The sequence below is a fragment of the Rhodococcoides kyotonense genome (genome assembly GCF_900188125.1).
Taxonomy (GTDB): Bacteria; Actinomycetota; Actinomycetes; order Mycobacteriales; family Mycobacteriaceae; genus Rhodococcoides; species Rhodococcoides kyotonense.
This window is the reverse complement of the sequence record NZ_FZOW01000007.1, coordinates 166,407-184,542: the sequence shown is the minus strand read 5'-3', so window position 1 is coordinate 184,542 and position 18,136 is coordinate 166,407. Positions and strand designations below refer to the sequence as shown.

Annotated in this window: 18 protein-coding genes; 13 read left to right on the top strand and 5 right to left on the bottom strand. The window is 62.6% G+C overall.

Annotated features, from left to right (window positions below; all coding sequences use genetic code 11):
* The first annotated feature begins 155 nt into the window (after positions 1 to 155).
* The 11 genes from CHB96_RS13810 to CHB96_RS13755 all read left to right on the top strand — a co-directional run bounded on the left by CHB96_RS13810 (position 156) and on the right by CHB96_RS13755 (position 10,135).
* Positions 156 to 851 carry a GntR family transcriptional regulator gene (locus CHB96_RS13810; RefSeq protein ID WP_176444289.1) on the top strand — a complete coding sequence of 232 codons (696 nt, stop codon included), beginning with the start codon at positions 156 to 158 and terminating at the stop codon, positions 849 to 851.
* Positions 848 to 1,630 (top strand): LamB/YcsF family protein, encoded by a 783-nt coding sequence (locus CHB96_RS13805; RefSeq protein WP_089247083.1) that lies wholly within the window; start codon positions 848 to 850, stop codon positions 1,628 to 1,630. The genes CHB96_RS13810 and CHB96_RS13805 overlap by 4 nt, the downstream gene beginning before the upstream one ends.
* Positions 1,627 to 2,265 carry a 5-oxoprolinase subunit B family protein gene (locus CHB96_RS13800; RefSeq protein ID WP_089247081.1) on the top strand — a complete coding sequence of 213 codons (639 nt, stop codon included), beginning with the start codon at positions 1,627 to 1,629 and terminating at the stop codon, positions 2,263 to 2,265. Before CHB96_RS13805 ends, CHB96_RS13800 begins: the two co-directional genes overlap by 4 nt.
* A complete protein-coding gene (locus tag CHB96_RS13795) occupies positions 2,262 to 3,155 on the top strand; it encodes a 5-oxoprolinase subunit C family protein (RefSeq protein ID WP_089247079.1) in 894 nt (297 codons plus the stop codon). The genes CHB96_RS13800 and CHB96_RS13795 overlap by 4 nt, the downstream gene beginning before the upstream one ends.
* Positions 3,156 to 3,288: 133 nt before the next feature.
* Positions 3,289 to 4,599 (top strand): MFS transporter, encoded by a 1,311-nt coding sequence (locus CHB96_RS13790; protein ID WP_089247077.1) that lies wholly within the window; start codon positions 3,289 to 3,291, stop codon positions 4,597 to 4,599.
* Entirely contained in the window at positions 4,596 to 5,351 is a 756-nt protein-coding gene (locus CHB96_RS13785; protein WP_089247075.1) for a D-glutamate cyclase family protein, read from the top strand. Before CHB96_RS13790 ends, CHB96_RS13785 begins: the two co-directional genes overlap by 4 nt.
* 5 nt (positions 5,352 to 5,356) lie before the next feature.
* Positions 5,357 to 6,745, top strand: coding sequence for an aspartate ammonia-lyase (locus tag CHB96_RS13780; protein WP_217899954.1), 1,389 nt, complete (start codon positions 5,357 to 5,359; stop codon positions 6,743 to 6,745).
* 59 nt (positions 6,746 to 6,804) lie between these two features.
* On the top strand, positions 6,805 to 7,236 hold the full coding sequence (locus CHB96_RS13775; RefSeq protein ID WP_089247071.1) for a VOC family protein: 432 nt from the start codon (positions 6,805 to 6,807) through the stop codon (positions 7,234 to 7,236).
* Entirely contained in the window at positions 7,233 to 7,832 is a 600-nt protein-coding gene (locus CHB96_RS13770; RefSeq protein ID WP_089247070.1) for a helix-turn-helix domain-containing protein, read from the top strand. Before CHB96_RS13775 ends, CHB96_RS13770 begins: the two co-directional genes overlap by 4 nt.
* A 409-nt stretch (positions 7,833 to 8,241) precedes the next feature.
* A complete protein-coding gene (locus CHB96_RS13760; protein ID WP_089247066.1) occupies positions 8,242 to 9,216 on the top strand; it encodes a hypothetical protein in 975 nt (324 codons plus the stop codon).
* A gap of 4 nt (positions 9,217 to 9,220) precedes the next feature.
* Entirely contained in the window at positions 9,221 to 10,135 is a 915-nt protein-coding gene (locus CHB96_RS13755; RefSeq protein WP_141136483.1) for a hypothetical protein, read from the top strand.
* 111 nt (positions 10,136 to 10,246) lie between these two features.
* Here the strand turns inward: CHB96_RS13755 and CHB96_RS13750 are convergent, their stop codons facing one another.
* On the bottom strand, positions 10,247 to 11,167 hold the full coding sequence (locus tag CHB96_RS13750; RefSeq protein WP_089247062.1) for a hypothetical protein: 921 nt from the start codon (positions 11,165 to 11,167) through the stop codon (positions 10,247 to 10,249).
* 689 nt (positions 11,168 to 11,856) lie between these two features.
* On the opposite strand from CHB96_RS13750, the gene CHB96_RS13740 reads away from it, so the two are divergent.
* Positions 11,857 to 13,815, top strand: coding sequence for an acyl-CoA dehydrogenase family protein (locus CHB96_RS13740; protein ID WP_089247058.1), 1,959 nt, complete (start codon positions 11,857 to 11,859; stop codon positions 13,813 to 13,815).
* Positions 13,816 to 13,822: 7 nt separating this feature from the next.
* Here the strand turns inward: CHB96_RS13740 and CHB96_RS13735 are convergent, their stop codons facing one another.
* Genes CHB96_RS13735 through CHB96_RS13725 form a run of 3 tightly spaced genes read right to left on the bottom strand, consistent with a single transcriptional unit; the run spans position 13,823 to position 16,696 of the window.
* Entirely contained in the window at positions 13,823 to 15,013 is a 1,191-nt protein-coding gene (locus CHB96_RS13735; protein WP_089247056.1) for a PrsW family intramembrane metalloprotease, read from the bottom strand.
* Complete coding sequence (locus tag CHB96_RS13730) at positions 15,010 to 15,633, bottom strand: hypothetical protein (RefSeq protein ID WP_089247054.1); 624 nt, start codon at positions 15,631 to 15,633, stop codon at positions 15,010 to 15,012. Before CHB96_RS13730 ends, CHB96_RS13735 begins: the two co-directional genes overlap by 4 nt.
* 55 nt (positions 15,634 to 15,688) lie before the next feature.
* A complete protein-coding gene (locus CHB96_RS13725) occupies positions 15,689 to 16,696 on the bottom strand; it encodes a helix-turn-helix transcriptional regulator (RefSeq protein WP_089247052.1) in 1,008 nt (335 codons plus the stop codon).
* A 107-nt stretch (positions 16,697 to 16,803) separates the two neighbouring features.
* Here CHB96_RS13725 and CHB96_RS13720 point away from each other — a divergent pair, with 107 nt between their 5' ends.
* Positions 16,804 to 17,220 carry a DUF1761 domain-containing protein gene (locus tag CHB96_RS13720; protein WP_089247050.1) on the top strand — a complete coding sequence of 139 codons (417 nt, stop codon included), beginning with the start codon at positions 16,804 to 16,806 and terminating at the stop codon, positions 17,218 to 17,220.
* Between the two features lie 42 nt (positions 17,221 to 17,262).
* Here CHB96_RS13720 and CHB96_RS13715 read toward each other — a convergent pair whose 3' ends face one another.
* Positions 17,263 to 18,036: an 8-oxoguanine DNA glycosylase OGG fold protein gene (locus CHB96_RS13715; RefSeq protein WP_089247048.1), complete on the bottom strand. Its 774-nt coding sequence runs from the start codon at positions 18,034 to 18,036 to the stop codon at positions 17,263 to 17,265.
* Between the last annotated feature and the right edge of the window lie 100 nt (positions 18,037 to 18,136).

Here is an 18,136-nt window from a genome sequence, read left to right as displayed (position 1 = left end):
GGAGGTGGCGAGCGAAGCCCTATTCGATCACAAGGAACCCGAATCGGACTCGGTGTGTATCGCCCGTGTTACCCGCCGGGTCGGTTCGGTTACGGATTCGGGCAATATCCCGAAAGTGGTTCCCGAGCCCTATGGATGCAGTGTATACAACGTATATGGCTTCGAACTCCCGTGGTCCACACCACACCGATGGCGGTGATCTCACCTCCGACCTGCGCACGGCAATTGTCGAGGGCGTCTACCCGCCTGGCCATCGGCTGGTGCAGGAAGAGTTGGCAGATCGCTTCGGTGTCTCGCGCATTCCGTTGCGTGAAGCGCTTCGGACGCTGGTCGGTGAAGGACTACTCAGGTCCGAGCGGGGCCGGGGAACGTTCGTCACCGCGCTCGACATCGAGGAGATCGACGAGATCTACGACCTCCGCAAACTGATCGAGCCGAGCTTCGCCGAACACGTCGTCGAACGTGTGTCTCGACGCGACATCGCGCGCTTCGAGGACATGGCCGACGCGATGGACAACGTCGGCGACACCGGCGCCGACACCTGGTCCCGCACCAACCTGTCGTTCCACCTCGACATGTATCGACTGTCGCGGCTGCCGATGCGCTACGAGATCATCGCGCAGATGTACCACCGGCTCGAGCCGTACTCCCGCTTCTACGTGCACGGAACCAACGCCTATGAGCGCGTGCAGTGCGAGCACAAGGGCATGGTCGACGCCTTGTCCAGCGGTGACGCGACAGCCCTGGCTGATCTGATCCTCGCCCACATCGAAGGTGGCCAAACCGGTCTGCACCGCGCGTGGGAGAACTCGGCCGACGACATGAACACGTATTGGAGGGCCAAGCTGTGACCGCCGTACACATCGACACCGACATCGGCGAAGGGTTCGGCGTCTGGGGAATCATCGACGACGGACCACTGCTCGACACCGTCAGCGCCGCTAATGTCGCGTGCGGCTTCCACGCAGGCGATCCCGATATCCTGCGCCAGACGACCGAAGATGCTGCCGCGCGCGGAGTCTCGATCGGAGCGCAGGTCTCCTATCGCGATCTCGCGGGATTCGGCCGTCGCTTCATCGACGTCGAGGTGCCGACGCTCGTCAACGACATCGTCTACCAAATCGGCGCCCTGCAGGCGTTTGCGCGCATCGCAGGCACCGAGGTCACCTACGTGAAAGCCCATGGCGCGCTGTACAATGTCGCTGCCGACAACGCGGGTCACGCCAGCGCCATCGTCGAGGCAGTCAAGCTCGTCGATCCCGCGCTGCCCATCCTGTGCCAGTACGACACCGAGGTCTGGAACCAAGCGGTAGATGCCGGAATCCAGCCCATCGCAGAGCTTTTCGTCGACAGAAACTACACGTCCAATGCCCGACTGGTCAGCCGCCGTCACCCGGCCGCGTTGATCACCGACCCGGAAGCCGCCGCCGAACGCGCAGTGCAGATGGTCCAGACCGGCACAACGGTCTCCGTCGACGGCGACACCGTCCGGGTGCTGCCGTCGTCGTACGACGCGGTTGCTCTGTGCGTGCACAGCGACACCGTCGGCGCGCTCGAGATCGCAACCCACACGCGTAAGGCACTTGCCAACAACGGTTTCGACCTGAGCCCGATCGGACGGCACCCGTGATCACCCTCGAGCAGATGCATCGTGCGGGCGATCGCGGATGGCTGGTGGACATGGAACCGCACGTCATCCCAGCGTGGATCGCCGCTACACGGCGCAGTGAGTGGTCGGCGCTTCTGCAGGACCTCGTCCCGGCGGCTGCGTCGATCCTGTTCATCGCGCATCGCAGTCATGACATGCCCGCTCTGGAAAAGCACATTCAAGCCCTACTGAACGACCCCAGCCTCACCGAAACCACGGAGCAGCAACACGGACGCACGACGACCATCCCGGTCGTCTACGACGGCGAAGACCTTTCTGACGTCGCAAACGCACTGGGAATTTCCGCCCAAGATGTAGCCGCACAGCACGCTGCCGCGGTCCACACCGTCGGATTCTTCGGGTTTGCACCGGGTTTCGCGTACATCGACGGCTGCCCGGATCGGCTCGCGCTGCCGCGTCGTACCTCTCCGAGGCCGAAGGTGGCCGCGGGTGCCATTGCCATCGCAGGCACGCAGACCGTGGTTTACCCGGGTGGAACGCCGGGCGGTTGGCACATCATCGGGCACACCGACGTCGTGCTGTGGAATACCGAGTGGGACAACCCGAGTCGGCTGACCGTCGGTGACCGTATCGTGTTCGAGAGGGTGAACCGATGACCAGCGTCCTCGAAAAACCAACGCGCACAATTACTGCGTGCATCCTCGACCCCGGTGCCTCAACTACCGTCCAGGACGCCGGCCGAGCCGGCTACGCCCACCTCGGCATCACCGCCTCGGGCCCCGTCGATCGTGCTGCGGCCGCGTTGGCGAACAGGCTCGTCGGCAACACCGAGAACGCGGCGGTATTCGAGAACCTCTTCGGCGGACTGGCGTTCACCGTCACGAGCCCTCGGTACGTCGCGGTAGCAGGTGCGCCCGTGGAGGTGCGGGTCGACGGTCGAGTGGTGAGGGAGCCCGAACGTGTGTACCTTCAAGCCGGACAACGTCTTTCCCTCGGACGGCCTACCGCAGGCATCCGGATCTACGTCGCGATCTCTGGTGGTATTCGCGCCGACACCACGTTCGGATCCGCCAGCACCGACGCACTGTCCGGCCTCGGCCCCGCTGCACTGAAGGTAGGCGACGAGTTCGAACTCGGGCCGACCACGGCCGCCCCCGATGTCCCCCTCGAACTTGCACGCTCACGGTGCCCGGAAGGTACTGTGCAGCTACGCTTTCGGTGGGGTCCCAGAGATTCGCTCTTCAGCGCGGAAGACAAACGAGCTCTGGTATCGACCAGCTGGACAGTGGGAGCGGACAGCAACCGCGTCGGTGTCCGGCTGACCGGCGCTCCGCTGACCATCGGCTCCGTCGACCTTCGCAGTGAAGGTATGGCGTTGGGCGCGATACAAGTTCCTCCGTCCGGGGAGCCGATCGTCTTCCTCGCCGATCACCCGGTGACCGGAGGCTATCCCGTCATCGGGGTCGTCACGGAGGACGATCTGGATCTGCTGGGGCAAGCGACCGTCGGATCCACTGTTTCGCTCGAAGAACTACGACACCGATAGATGTCCGGGCCATCGACAGGACGGCAATCCTGCCGATGGCCAGAAGGAAACATCACCTGCTCATCAGTGTGTTCGCTCTGACTTGACCCGTCCTGTGCGAACGCCACCGACCTCATCGAACTGGAGATATTCCGTGACCACAGTACCTGGATCGCTCACTCCACCCGAGAATCACGTCAAGCCCAAGAATGCCCGACGCGCCGCCTTCGCCGCGGCAGCGGGCACAGCCGTCGAATATTACGAGTTCGGCGTCTACGGCTACCTCGCCGTCGTCATCGGTCCACTGTTCTTCCCCAGCGACAATCCGACGGCGTCGTTGCTGTCGACGCTCGCCGTCTTCGGCAGCGCATTCCTGATGCGTCCGCTCGGTGGCATCGTCCTCGGGCGCCTGGGTGACCGCATCGGCCGCAAGCCCGTCCTCATCACCACCGTCATCGGCATGGGCACCGCCACCGCCGTCGTCGGACTCCTGCCGACTGCCGAAACCATCGGCGTCCTCGCCCCATTGGCGCTGCTTCTCGTCCGACTCGCGCAAGGTTTCTTCGCCGGCGGTGAGGTCACCGGCTCGGCGACGTATCTCGCGGAATCGGCACCGACCGGGCGTCGTGGATTCTTCGGTGCGTTCACACCCGTCGGCGTGGCTATCGGTGGCGGTACCGCCGCACTCGTCGCGGGCCTGACAAGCACGATCCTGTCCGACGACCAACTGCGCGACTTCGGTTGGCGCATCCCGTTCCTGCTTGCCCTGCCGCTCATCGCCATCACGCTCGTCGCGCGTCACAAGCTCGAGGACTCGCAGGAATTCCTCGCCGTCGCCGAGCGTGAGAAGCCCGCGAAAACGCCTCTGCGCGAGGTCTTCACCGAGCACACCGCCGCCATGTTCAAGGTCATCTTTCTTGCGATCGGCTCCAACACCGGCTACTGGGTCGGTCTGATCTTCATGAACATCTACCTGACGACCTACCTCGGCTACTCGAAGTCCAACACCTTCTGGATCATGGGCGCCATCAGCCTGTTCGTCGCGACGCTCATGCCGATCTTCGGCGGCCTGTCGGACAAGGTGGGCCGCAAGCGTGTCATCACCGTCGGATTCCTCGGCTACGCCATCCTCGTCCTGCCGGCGATGATCGTCATGGATCAGGGCAGCTTCGCCCTCGCCGTCGGCGCGATGGTGGTGCTGGCGTTGCCGATGCCGATCGTCCAGTCGGTCACGTACCCCACGTACGCAGAACAATTCCCGACGCGTGTGCGTTACACCGGTCTGTCCTTCGCGTTCAACATCGGCACCATCGTGGGCGGCGGTCTGACGCCGTACCTCGCGACCTACCTGATCTCGAAGACCGACAACCTGCTCATGCCCGGGTTCCTGCTCATCGGTGCCGCAGTTCTCGCGCTGGTCACTCTCACGACCGTGCGTGAGTCCTCCAAGGAGGCTCTGCTGTGACACCGCGCGTGCTTCGAGAGCGTATCGCCTCCGGCGAATGGACCACTGCCACAGCGGGTCTGCTCGACGGCCATCAGCAGGCCAACCTCGTCGTCGTACCGGAAAGTGCCGCAGCGGCTTTCGAGGAGTATTGCGCAGCGCATCCGACCGTCTGTCCCGTACTCGCACGCACACAGCCTGGCGACCCCACCATGGTCTACCAGGACTGCACTGTGGACATCTCGACGATGATTCCGCGCTACCGGGTCTGGGAAAGCGGCACCGTCGTCGACGAGCCGAACGATCTCAGCGCCTGGTGGAAGGACGATTCCGTTGCCTTCGCGCTCGGATGCAGCCACACGTTCGACGGGCCGTTGCGTCGCGCAGGCATTTCGGTCGCCACGACCGCGCCGCCGGTGTACATCACCGATCGGATCCTCCGAACCGACGGGGCTGCAAGCATGTTCGACGGCCCTCTCGCGGTGAGCATGCGGCCGGTCGACAAAGATCTGGTCGACGACGCCATCGCCGTCACCGGTCGCTACCCGACGGGTCACGGATCGCCGGTGCATGTCGGCGATCCGGCAGAGCTCGGCATCGACGACATCACCCGCCCCGACTTCGGCGTCTTCGCTGGTGTGGGGGAGGGGCAGGTGCCCGTCTTCTGGGATTGCGGCGTCACGCCCCAGTTGGCCTTGGGGAGCGCAGGTCTCGCGTATGCGGCGACGCACTACCCGGGTCACATGCTGGTGCTCGACGCGGTCGTGTCGTGACGGAATTGCATCGCAGCGAGCACGATCTGCTCGGTGACCGCGATGTGCCGTCGGACGTCTATTGGGGCGTCCACACGCTGCGGGCACTGGAGAACTTTCCGATCACGGGAGTGTCGATCGCGAAGTACCCGGCGCTCGTGAGGTCGCTTGCGTTGACGAAAGCGGCTGCAGCTCAGTCCAACAAGGAGCTGGGGCTACTCGACGCGGAGCGTGCGGATGCGATCGTCGCGGCTTGTCACGACATCGCCGACGGTTCCCTGCACGATCAGTTCGTCGTCGACGTCATCCAGGGCGGTGCTGGGACGTCGACGAACATGAACGCGAACGAGGTCATCGCGAACCGTGCGCTGGAGTTGTTGGGGCGAGATCGCGGTGACTATGCGTTCCTTCATCCTCTCGAGCACGTGAACCTGGGGCAGAGCACCAACGACGTCTATCCGACGGCGGTCAAGATCGCTGTTCGGTCGACATTGGCGGATCTCGAAGCGTCACTGGCGCATCTGGCTGTGGCGTTCGCGGCGAAAGCTCTGGAGTTCGCCGACGTCATCAAGATGGGCCGCACGCAGCTGCAGGATGCGGTGCCGATGACACTCGGTCAGGAATTCGGCACCTACGCCGTCATGATCGGGGAGGACATTCACCGTCTCGGCGAGGCGGCGCGTCTGATCGACGAGATCAACCTCGGTGGAACGGCAATCGGGACTGGTCTCAACTCGCATCCGCGGTATGCGGAGCTGGTCCGGTCGGAATTGAGTCGTCTCACCGGTCTGCAGCTGACGACGGCGACCGACTTGTTGGAGGCGACGCAAGATGTCGGTGCGTTCGTGCAGATTTCGGGCACGCTGAAGCGCACCGCGGTCAAGGTGTCGAAGATCTGCAACGATCTGCGATTGCTGTCGTCGGGACCGCGTGCCGGTTTCGGGGAGATCAATCTGCCTGCTGTTCAAGCGGGTTCGTCGATCATGCCGGGCAAGGTCAACCCCGTCGTACCCGAAGTGGTGACGCAGGTGGCGTACGAGGTGATCGGCAACGATCTTGCGATCACTATGTCGGCCGAGGCCGGTCAGTTGCAGCTGAATGCGTTCGAGCCGCTGATCGCGCACAAGTTGCTCGACTCGATCACCCACTTGTCGCATGCTGCAAGCACTCTCGCGGATCGGTGCATACCCGGTATCAGGGCGAACGTTAACCGGCTGCGGGCGATGGTCGAGCGTTCTGCAGGAGTCGTCACGGCGTTGAACCCCCACATCGGGTACGACGCGGCCACTGAGCTCGCGGCGCGGGCGTTGGCGTCGGACAGGACGGTTGCCGAGTTGGCCGTCGAGTCGGGCTTGTTGACGCCTGAGGATGTCGCGAGACTGCTGTCGCCGCAGGCTCTTACGGGTCGACGGTAGTGGTACTGACCATGTCATGCGCAGTTGCGTGCGCATGACATGAGCAGTATGATTCTCTCATGACAAACACCATCCCCCCGTTCCACCTCGCAATCCCGGTCCATGACATCGAAGCCGCTCGCCACTTCTACGGTGACGTTCTCGGATTCTCGCGCGGCCGTTCGGACGTCAAGTGGACCGACTGGAACGTCCGTGGACACCAGGTCGTCACGCATGAGGTTGGCGGAAGCCCCGATCAGGGCGTGCGTGGGACCAATCCGGTTGACGGACATGAGGTTCCGGTTCCGCACTTCGGCCTGGTTCTCAGCGTCGACGAGTTCCAGGAGCTGGCGGGACGCCTGCAGGCTGTGGATACGAAGTTCGTCATCGACCCGTACGTGCGGTTCAAGGGTGAGAAGGGCGAGCAGTGGACCATGTTCTTCCTGGATCCGTCGGGAAATGCGCTGGAGTTCAAGGCGTTCGCCGACATCGAGCAGCTCTTCGCAGTGTGAGTGAGCAAGACTCCACCGAAGATGGAGTTCTGACACAGAGCTTCCTGAATCAGGTGGGCTCACGCATCCGCCTTCTGCGCACCGGTCGCGATATGACGGTGCAGCAGTTGGCGGATCAGGCGCAGGTCAGCAGGAGGCTGCTGACGCAGATCGAACACGGCCAAGCCAATCCGAGTCTGGTAGCGGTCACGCGCATCGCGCGCAGTCTCGGAACGGACTTCACCGAGTTGCTCAGCGACACGGTGCCGGGTGAGGCGGCGATCGAACGAGTGGCGGCCGACGAACACCTGCTGGTGTGGACGTCGCCTGCCGGTAGTACCGCGCATTTGCTCGTCTCGACGCCGGGTGTTCGCGCCGCGGACCTGTGGTCCTGGGTTCTGGTGCCGGGGGACAGCTACGGCGGCATGCCCGACCCGCAGGGGTCGTTCGAGTTGTTTCACGTGACGTCGGGTGAGCTGACGCTGACCGCCGACGACGAGGTCTCGCGCATCGCGGCGGGGGAGTCCGCGCGCCTGCGCAGTGACCGGGCGTATCGGTATGTCAATGAAGGGTCGGTGCCGACGGTGTTCCTCCGTACCGTCGTGCTGGCCAGATAGAGGTGCCCCCGTATCTACGCACACGCATATGCGTTTGCGTAGATACGGGGGACATGGAACCGTCCGACGCCCCGCCGCGTCCGAAAGGGTAGGCCTTTCCTCGGACGACGGGTGTGGTGGTGGACGTAGATCCAGAGATCTTGCGACGATTCGCAGCGGTGATGCGGGACGTGGGCGACGCTTTGCGCAGCATCGACGTTGTCGGTGCGTACTGGTCTGCGCAGAGTGCGTTACCTGGGACGGATCTGCCAGGATTGTGCAGCGAAGCCTCCCAGTGCACTGGTTCTGCTGTGCACGGAATGTCGCAGAGGATGGACGCCGTGGCGCAGTCTGCCCGGGGTTCCGCCGAGGACTACCGCGTCACCGAGGACGAGTTCGCGGCCCGCCTCCGTGCGATGAGCGGTGTCCGATGACGGCCACAGTGTCCGACGTCCGTTCGTGGAACCCGTCGTTTTTGCTCGACGCGGCCGACGGACTGAACAGGGTGCAGAGGTCCATCCGTGCTGAACGCGACAACGTCGTAGCCGAGCAGAACGTGCTGGCTGAATCGTGGCACGGCGATGCCGCGGTCGCCGCGGCCGAGCGGGTCGTATGGGAGACGTCGACGCTCGGCTCACTCGCCGATGAACTGGGCCGGATCGTAGGGCAGTTCGAGACTGGCTTCGAATCGGTGAACGTGGCGCGATCGAACCTTCTCGACATCGTCGACGACTTGCTCGACCGCGGGTTCGACGTCGACGACAGCGGAGTGGTGACGGCAGACCGTGCCATCGCGTCGTTGCGTCAGATCGCGGGCCCTCTCGCCGAGGACGCACTTCTTGCGTTGCACATCAGAACGCAGGAAGCCACCATTGCCGTCGCTACCGCGCTGAGCCAGGCAGACGCTGTGTCCAGGGGAGTGTGCGACGCGTTCAGGTCGCGGATCTCGTCCCTGCAGCAGCTTTCGGGTCGAACGATGGGCGGGGCTGTTGTCGAGACCGTAGGTGGCGGATTCTCCTGGAGGCCCGACGTGCCTGCACTGGTCGCGGGCACGGTGATCAGTGGGATGGCCGAAGTAACGGGGGAGGGTCTGAGGACTGCCGCCGCCTCGTCGGCGGACGATCTCGCGTACGGCATAGGTCGACGGCTTGGACCCGCAGGTGCGGTGCTCGGAACCATCCCTGCCATCGCGAACGACATCGAAGGCGGAATGGACCCGACGAAGGCGATTGTCACGGAAAGCGTGGGCACGCTTTCGAGTATCGGAGCCGCGGCGGGCGCGGGCGCTGTGATGGGGTCACTCGTCCCCGGTGCGGGAACTGCCGTGGGTCTGGTCGTGGGATTGGCGGCGGGTGCCATCGCTGCATACGCCGTTCCGAAGTTCGGTCAATACCTGTGGAGGTAGCAGGATGAGCGGTCCGATTCCGAACTCTGAATCATCTGCCGGAGTGACGATTTGGCGTGAAACTTGGCCGCAACGGTTCAGCCTGTTGTGGTCGGCCATGTCGGTCTTCATGGCTTTTTGGGGAGTCGTCGCGTTCGTATTCGCATGGTCGGGTGATGCGGGCAGCGTGGCTGGGTCGATCGGCGCGGCCGGCGGGGGCGCAATGATCCTCGTGTGCTCTTGGATCGGCGTGCACATGGCGGGCTTCAGGTGGGTTCGGCGGTCCCGTCGTGTAACTACCTGTGTCCGTGACGAATACGGATCCGGAGTACGGGTTGGCCCAAGCACGCTGGGGGTGAATCTGATTACGGTCATGATGCTGGGCTGCGCTGTCTTTTTCACTTGTGTGCTCCTCGTATGGCGTTGGGGCTACGAATCGCTCCTGCCGGAGTCGCGAGTTGGAGTTCACCATTACGTCATCTCGGCGTTCTTCGCGGTAGTCACTATTGGTTTGGTGCCGCTTCTTTCGATGCTTCGTTCGACGTTGGGTGTCGAGCTGTATCCGGAGGTTGTGGTCAGGACAGCCAAGCGCTCTCTGTTTGCCCGGACCGCCGGCGACGTCGTCTTGCCCTGGGCATCCATCCTCGAAGTTGCTGACGAGGTAAAGCTCATTCACCACAGGATGGGGACCACGAAGACGCCGTTGATCCGCCTGATGACGCACAGCACTGTCCCGCGAGAAGGGCGCTTTCGTTGGGACACAGACGAATACATCGAACTACCAGTGGGTGCGATGGCTGTCGAGCCGAACGCACTGCTGTCCGTGCTCCGCGAGATGCATCGGAGCGAGGCGCGTCGTCGAGAGTTGTTGTCGCTGAACCCGAGAACATTGTTCTCGCCGCCGCCGTTGCGCAAACGCCTGTGGGGTCCAAAGAAGTGACCACAATTGCGGATCGCCCCATGCAAGTGATGCACCAGCTTGAGCAACTGCAAGTGGAGTTGCAGCGCTTGATCGGAAGCCGTGTGGCGTGTGAATTAAAGCAAGAACAAATTACATCGCAAAGTCAGAAGCGTCGACACGTTGAACAATCTCACGCATGCCCTGCAAGCTACTTTTCGATGCGATCGCCCGGTCGCTAAAAAGCGTAACAGGTAGTTCGTCGTTCAGTGAGTTGAACTGTCGTATAAGTGCTTTCTTGTCTTGCAGAGTTGCAAGTCGGCGTATTCGATTAGGCATCGATTTCAAACCATTGAAAGAATTGCCGTTCTCATCTCTCTGCCACAGTTCCATCACTAGCGACAGCGGACTGGACTCTTTTAGAAAGTAGAAACGGAGTTTCGATTCCTCTATAGGCTCTAACCATGGCATATCGTAGCCAAGTCGTCGTTCTCGAACAAGCGTCATCAGCAGTTCAAGATTTGATTTTATTGATATCCACCGGTGGTTTATAACTCCTCGGTTGCCAACCGCGGTCTTGAGGTCTTCGAACGCGCTCTCGATTTCGATAACGCAATCCTCTAACCTGGCTTTCATCTCGTCATATGTCAGAGGGTTTTCTCTACCATCAACAGCATAGTCTTGTATCGCTGTGGGAACTTTACTCCAGGCGGCGATGAATTTTTGTACGGCTTCCAAGGGCTTCTTAGTCAGGTCTTCAGTTGTTAACTTCAAAACATCTACCACGATTGGATTCCATGCCGCTTGCGTAAGCCGTCGGGTCTGCTCGCGACCAGCTGACTGTTCCCGCTCCTTGGCTATTGCGTCGAGTCCAATCAGCGCGATAGGCACGGCCACGAAAAAGGCGGTAACAGACGAGTAGAGGTTGACGAAGTAACCCCACTCGCTTGGGGACCAGTTCAAAGCGTCAGCGATGACTCCCACTACGAAAAGAACCGCTGAAATGGCGAAGCTGACCAGAGTTGCAGTGCGCAGCCACTTCGGAGTCTCCAGCCACACGTTCTTCAGTCGCACTAGACTATTGGGTACCGGGTTAGTCACCTGGTCATCATCCTGTGTCAGGTCAACAGCAAGGCGAACAACACGCCGATTGCGATGAGACCAACTAGAAAAGCTGCTGCAGGTTGGATGTCGTTTGACCAGAGAAGAGAGCGAAGGTTCATTCGCTTGAATGACACCCTGGCTCGTCCATCATTCGTTTGAATGAACGCCTTCGTGATCTTGTTCGAAGCCTGAACCTCTCCCACCGGGTCGTACGTGAACAGCGCGATGCCGACCTGGTCTGCAGGTCGACCAATGCTGCGGTTATCGATGGACTCTCTGTCCTAGGGCAGGCGCCAAGTTCGGATGAACAACCCGTCAGTTTCGATCGTCGGGAAAATCACATCGCAGCGTTCGAAAACGTCTATGGCCGTCTGCCAGCGACAGGCAACGATGGTTTCTCGTTCCTACGCTGGCGAATGTCGTTGCGACTTTTAGATACTTGAGGCGAAGTGCAGCCATGGGAAGGGGAACAAGCCATTGACTCCTCGGGCTTGGCATGACGCTTTGGGAATGGTTAGCGGCCCGTACCTTCTGTTTGCACTAGTAGTGTTCAATCGGCCGATCGCTACCGATCGGTAACACCACCTCCCGTTTCGGTCCGCAGCTGCTCGGAAAGGAGAACACTCGACTTCACAGCCGATCGCTTAGGAGGAGTCGAGATGGTGGCCACTCAGAAGTCGAACGTAACCGAAGAACAGTCGAGAGCTCTCGCTGAGGAGTCGCGAACCGAAGGGTGGGACAAACCTTCGTTCTGCAAAGAACTGTTCCTCGGCAGATTCCAACTCGACTTGGTGCATCCCTATCCGAAACCGACGCCGGAGGACGCAGCGAAGGGCGAACTCTTCCTGGAGAAACTCGCCGCCTACTGCGCCGCGCTGGATGGCTCGGTGATCGAACGTGAGGAACGGATCCCCGACGAGTACGTGCGAGGGTTCGCAGAACTCGGGTGCTTCGGTCTGAAGATCTCCGAGGAATACGGCGGAGTCGGTCTCTCCCAGGTCGCCTACAACAGGGCATTGATGCTGATCAGCTCGGTGCACGCATCCCTCGGCGCGCTCATGTCGGCCCATCAGTCGATCGGTGTACCCGAGCCGCTGAAGCTCGCCGGCACGCCGGAGCAGAAGGCGCGGTTCTTGCCGCGGTGCGCGAAGGGCGCGATCTCGGCATTCCTGCTGACGGAACCGGACGTCGGATCCGATCCCGCTCGCATGGCGAGCGCCGCGGTCCCGATCGAGGACGGCGACGCCTACGAACTGGACGGTGTGAAGCTGTGGACCACTAATGGGGTCGTCGCGGAGTTGCTGGTCGTGATGGCACGTGTACCCAAGAGCGAGGGCCATCGCGGCGGTATCTCGGCATTCGTCGTCGAGGCCACCTCGCCTGGCATCACTGTCGAACGGCGCAACAGGTTCATGGGCCTCCGCGGAATCGAAAACGGCGTCACCCGAATGCACAAGGTCCGCGTGCCGAAGGAGAACTTGATCGGACGTGAAGGTGACGGCCTGAAGATCGCGCTGACCACGCTGAACGCCGGCCGACTCGCGATTCCCGCGATGTGCTCGGCAGCAGGCAAGCTCAGCCAGAAGATCGCACGTGAATGGTCAGCAGAGCGCGTGCAGTGGGGCCGACCGGTGGGCAAGCACGCGGCAGTCGAAAGCAAATTGTCGTTCATCGCGGCAACCAACTACGCGCTCGAAGCTGTCCTCGATCTGTCCGGGCAGATGGCCGACGAGGGTCGTAACGACATCAGGATCGAGGCGGCGCTCGCGAAGCTGTGGTCCAGCGAGATGGCATGGCTCGTCGCCGACGAGTTGGTGCAGATCCGAGGCGGACGCGGATACGAGACAGCCGATTCGCTCAAAGCTCGCGGCGAGCGAGCTTTCGGCGCCGAGCAGTTGCTCCGCGACATGCGGATCAACCGAATCTTCGAGGGATCGAGCGAAATCATGCGGTTGCTCGTCGCACGTGAGGCGTCCGACGCGCACCTCGTTGCGGCAGGCGATCTGGTGAACCCGAAGGCAGATCTGAATACGAAGGCGAAGGCCGCGGGCAAGGCCGGCAAGTTCTACGCCAAGTGGATGCCGCAGCTCGTCGCGGGCAAGGGGCAGCTTCCGACGTCGTACAGCGAGTTCTGTTCCCTGGCAACACATCTCAGATTCGTCGAACGCAGTTCGCGCAAACTGGCCCGCTCGATGCTGTACGGCATGGCACGGTGGCAGGCCAAGCTGGAGTATCGGCAAGGGTTCCTCGGCCGCATCGTGGATATCGGCGCCGAGTTGTTCGCGATGTCCGCGGTGATCGTCCGCGCAGAAAGCCAGCGAGTCGACGACGCCGTACAAGGCGAAGCGTCCTACGCGCTGGCAGCGGCATTCTGCGAGCAATCCACACTCCGTGTGGAGAAACTGTTCGATGCTCTGTGGCAGAACACCGACGACACCGACCACCACATCGCGTCCGGTCTGCTCGACGGCACCTACACCTGGATGGAGGGAGGTGTACTCGACCAGAGTGAGGGCACCGGCCCATGGATCTCGCATTGGGAACCAGGGGCATCGAAAGTCGACAACGTATCGAGGCCGTACTCCGTCTCGACCCCGGTCGGAGACGAGCGCGGCTAGGCGGCGATCATGTTCTGAGCCCGCTCTTCTCACGCAGCCGCTCCACTTCCGCGCGGGAGTGGCGGACTGCGTCGGTATCCGCACCTTTGTCCCGTGCGACGTCATGTGCGAGGTCGAGTACCGCGCGACGAAGGTGCTTTCGCGCACGGCGGGCCCGTCGGTCGGGGGCGGCTTTCCTGAATGCCTTACGCGCCTTCTTGGCCAGCACGCCGTCGACTTCCACGGCGGTCAGGTGTCCCGCTTCGACCTCGGGCGCGAGGATGTCGCGCACGAATTGATGCTCTCGCGGCGCTGCTCGACGAAAAGCGATGGTCAACACCGTGAATCCGAGGACGATCGACCCGAACATCGCACCGAATGTTGCGAGTCCGTTCCCGCCGCCGATACCGCCGGCGTCATCCCACGTGAAGTGTAGGAACATCCCGGTTGCCACGAAGGCAAGTCCGAGTCCGACTCGTCGAGGCTGGGCTTTGGTCCCGATGAGGTACAGGGCGCCGGCGCAGACCAGTGCGCTGAAGAGTGGGTGGGAGACGAAGCTGACGGCGATGCGCGTGAACGACATCTGGACGGCGTTGCCGACAGGGTCCGTCCCGAACTGTCCTGCAGTCGCGTTGGCCGCGTAGAGGAAGTCCTCGAAGACCGCGAATCCCAGACCGATGAACGCGCCGATGATGAGACCGTCGTTGGCTGTCCGAATCAACCGCGGGGCAAGGCTCATCAGCAGGATGAAGCCGCAGAGCTTCGCCGCTTCCTCGGTGATCGGAGCGGTGAAGCCCGCAGCCCAGTTGGCACTCCACACCTGCCCGAAGAGTTTCGGATAGATGCCGAGCATCGCCGTGTTGACCGTCATCGCGAAGGCGAACGTCGCGGGGATGGCTCCCCATAGCAGTGCGGCGAGAACGAGTCGGCCGGGCTGACGTTCCCACCGGTCGATGTGCCGGAACCACGCGAACCAGGCCAGTCCGCACAAGCCGCAGAGCACCGCCGCTACGGCGAACCCACCGGCGTAGAACCCGGCTCCCGGTGCGAAGAACGCCCAGGCTTGGAACGCCCCGACAGCGGTGAGGGCGATGAAGACCCAGAACGACAGATTGTGGGGCTTAACGAATTCGAATCTCTCACCCCACCCTGAAACCTCGATTGCCTCGGCGCGACGCTGTGCGGCACCCGTGTCAGTGTCAATGTCGGTGTCGCTCATGAGGCATTCCCGTCGACGGTCTGGATACTGAGGATCATGTCTCGAATGTCGTCGGCGGCCGCGCTCATCTGCGTCGGCCCACCGTATGCGGTGACTTTCAGTCCCGTGCCGTCGATGACGAAGGCTGCGACGATGCCGTCGCTACGAACGCTGCTGTACGGCTGAACGACACCCGTCTCGCCGCTCGTGGTGGTCAGAGTGGTTCGGTCTCCGTCGACCCGGAACGTGGGGTCGGTGGTGCGGGAGGTGACTTTCTCGGTCTGGTCGAGTAGTTCGGTCGGCGTGCCGTCGAAGGAGTCGGGCGTTACGTGGAAGGTGACGCCGTCGCCCGCGATGGTTGCCTCCCCGGCTTTCTGATCTTCCCCGACGCGGAATCCGGTCTCGACGTCCCAGCCCGATGTGGGGGTGACGACGATGGTGTCGGTGAGCGCGAGCTGTTCGCCCGCGATCACCGGGTCGTCCCATCTGATTGCCGCGTCGACCCGCGGCACGATGACGGTGAAGACGAAGAACACCGCGATGACGAACAGTGCGGGTGGCAATGTTCGACGGTCGAGGCCGAGCACCCGGTGTTCGGCAGGCACCCGCTCCCTGTGCTGTGCGGAGTGAGTCAGTGTCACGGGTTCCCCTCGGGGTCGGATAGTGCACTCGTCGACGGCAATTGGATGCTATCGCTCACTCATGCGAACCGCGCGACTTCGACGATGACCTACCCGTTGCCGAATTGCGGGCGGCGAGTTGACCGAATGCGTTCTTGAGTTCCTGTGGGTAGAGCACTTCGATGTCGGTGTCGAAGCGGTTGAGTGATGCGGCGAGGGCCACCCAGGACCAGGAGCCGGCTTGTAGGCTGCACCGGTCCTGCCCGAGGTCTTCGACGATGCCGTCGTCGGCGAAGGGGCGGACGTAGTCGGCCGGTCGGTGGAGTATCACTTTCCCGGTGCACGGCCACTGGTTGGCCTGTGGGGAGCCTTTGAATCGGGCCGAAACATATTCTGCGACATCGCCGCCGGGGATTTCTCGGGGAACGAAGCGCGGTCCGGTCGGGGTTCGGGGAGTGATGCGGTCGGCGCGGAACAGACGCCAGTCGTTGCGGTCGAGGTCCCAACCGACGAGGTACCAGCGTCCGTGGGAGGTCACCAGGTGGTGCGGTTCGACCCTGCGTGGGGGTATGGAGTCGTTCGAACCGTCGTCGCGATGGGGTGCGTAGTCGAAGCGCAGCACTTCCCGGGCGCGAGCTGCAGTCGACAGGGCAATCAGTACTTCCGGGGCTACGGTGTCGGACGGGGCGTCACCGGACCGGCTGGGCATCGTCGTGAATTCGAGCGCGTCCAAACGGTGACGGAGTCGCGACGGCATGACTTGTCGAACGGTGGTGAGAGCGCGCATCGCGGCCTCTTCGATACCGACGCCGGTGACTGTCGCGGCTTGCAGGGATACGGCGAGGGCGATGACCTGGTCGTCGTCGAAGAGCAGTGGCGGAAGTTCGCTCCCGGCGTCGAGGCGGTACCCGCCTTCCGGTCCCATCGTCGCGTGGATGCTGTAGCCCATCTCGCGGAGGCGATCGACGTCGCGGCGCACCGTGCGGGGACTGATCTCGAGTCTCTCCGCCAGTACCGAACCCGGCCAGTCGCGGCGGGTCTGCAACAGCGACAGCAGACTCAGTAACCGAGATGTGGTCGTCATGTCTCGACACTAGTTTCTGTATAGGACCGAACCTGACCTACACGGGTGCGAGGGTTGTCGTAGGCGGAGATCTTCAGGCCGCGTACTTCACACAAGGAGCACTCTTCATGTTCGACGTCTTGTCCGACATCAACTGGTTCGCCGTCATCGTCTCGACCCTCGTGTTCGCGGTCCTCGGTGGCCTCTACTTCACCGCGATCGTTGCGAAACCATACAAGGTCGCCCTCGGCAACGAGACCACCGAATTACCCAAGCCTGGCCCGATTTTCATTGTGGGACCGCTGATTTCGAGCCTCGTAGTCGTCGTCACCACTGCAGTTCTCCTGCGTGCACTCGACGTGCAAGCTCTCGGCGACGGAATCGTCTTCGGACTGATCGTCAGCGTCGGCTATCTCGTTGCCCAGACTCTGAACATCGCGATCAATCCGAACTTCCCTCGCCCACTGCTGTACACGCTGATCAACGCGCCGTACTTCATTGTCTGCACGGTCGTTTCGGCCGGCATTCTCACCGTGTGGACTTGAGTGACGGCAGCTCGTCCGCTGTTGGAAGCTGCGGACGAGCTCTCAGAACAACGTCGGCTCGGCGAGACGCCCATCCCGCGCTTCGCGGACGCGGGCGCTCCACCGCTGCACGAGCCACATCTCGACGAGTTCGGGACTGGTCCCGATATCGGTGGCCCATGACGAGAGCAGTTCGACGTACCGGTCGTAGCGGCGTCGTGTGAATCCCGTGACCGCCGGATCCTCCAGCCAGCCTTCGTGGATGAGCGTGGAGACGCCGAACTGATCGATCAGCTGGGCCCGGCCACCAGCGACCGACGCCTTGGCCGCCCACAAGAACGTTGCCATCAACGACATTCCGACACCCGGAGTATCGGGCCAGCCGGACCACGACCCGTTCGGCAGCTCAGGTACGACGCGGTCCTTGATGCATCGGTCGAGAACCGCCAGCGTCTTCGCGACGGGGTTCAGTTCTGGGCGGGCCAGGTGGGGGTCCTTGACGTCGGGGAAGCGTCGCATCGCCTTGCGGTTCTTGTGGCTGCCCTGCCATGCGGCACAGAGGAACAGCAGGCCCAGCGACTTGTGCTCACCCTCGGCGAGTTCGGTGTCGATACGAAGATCGTTGCGCTGCACCGTCGCTGCGCCGTGCGACACGATCGCGCCATCGAGGTTGCGTCCACGCAGCCGTATGTCATGCCCTGCACGCTCGAGGTGGGTGTTCCACCAGTCGAGGTCGACGAGGACGCCGTCGTCGAGCACGTGCAGGTCATAGCTGCGCAGCTGGCACCACTGCACACAGGCCTCCGGCGGCGTGAAACCTTCGTCGAGAAATGACATGCGACCATCCTGGCATCCCGCACCGACACGTCCGGACGGCAGACTCCCAGGCGCAGCTCGAGATGCGCTGGACCTGCGGCGACCAAACAGTCCGGGAACG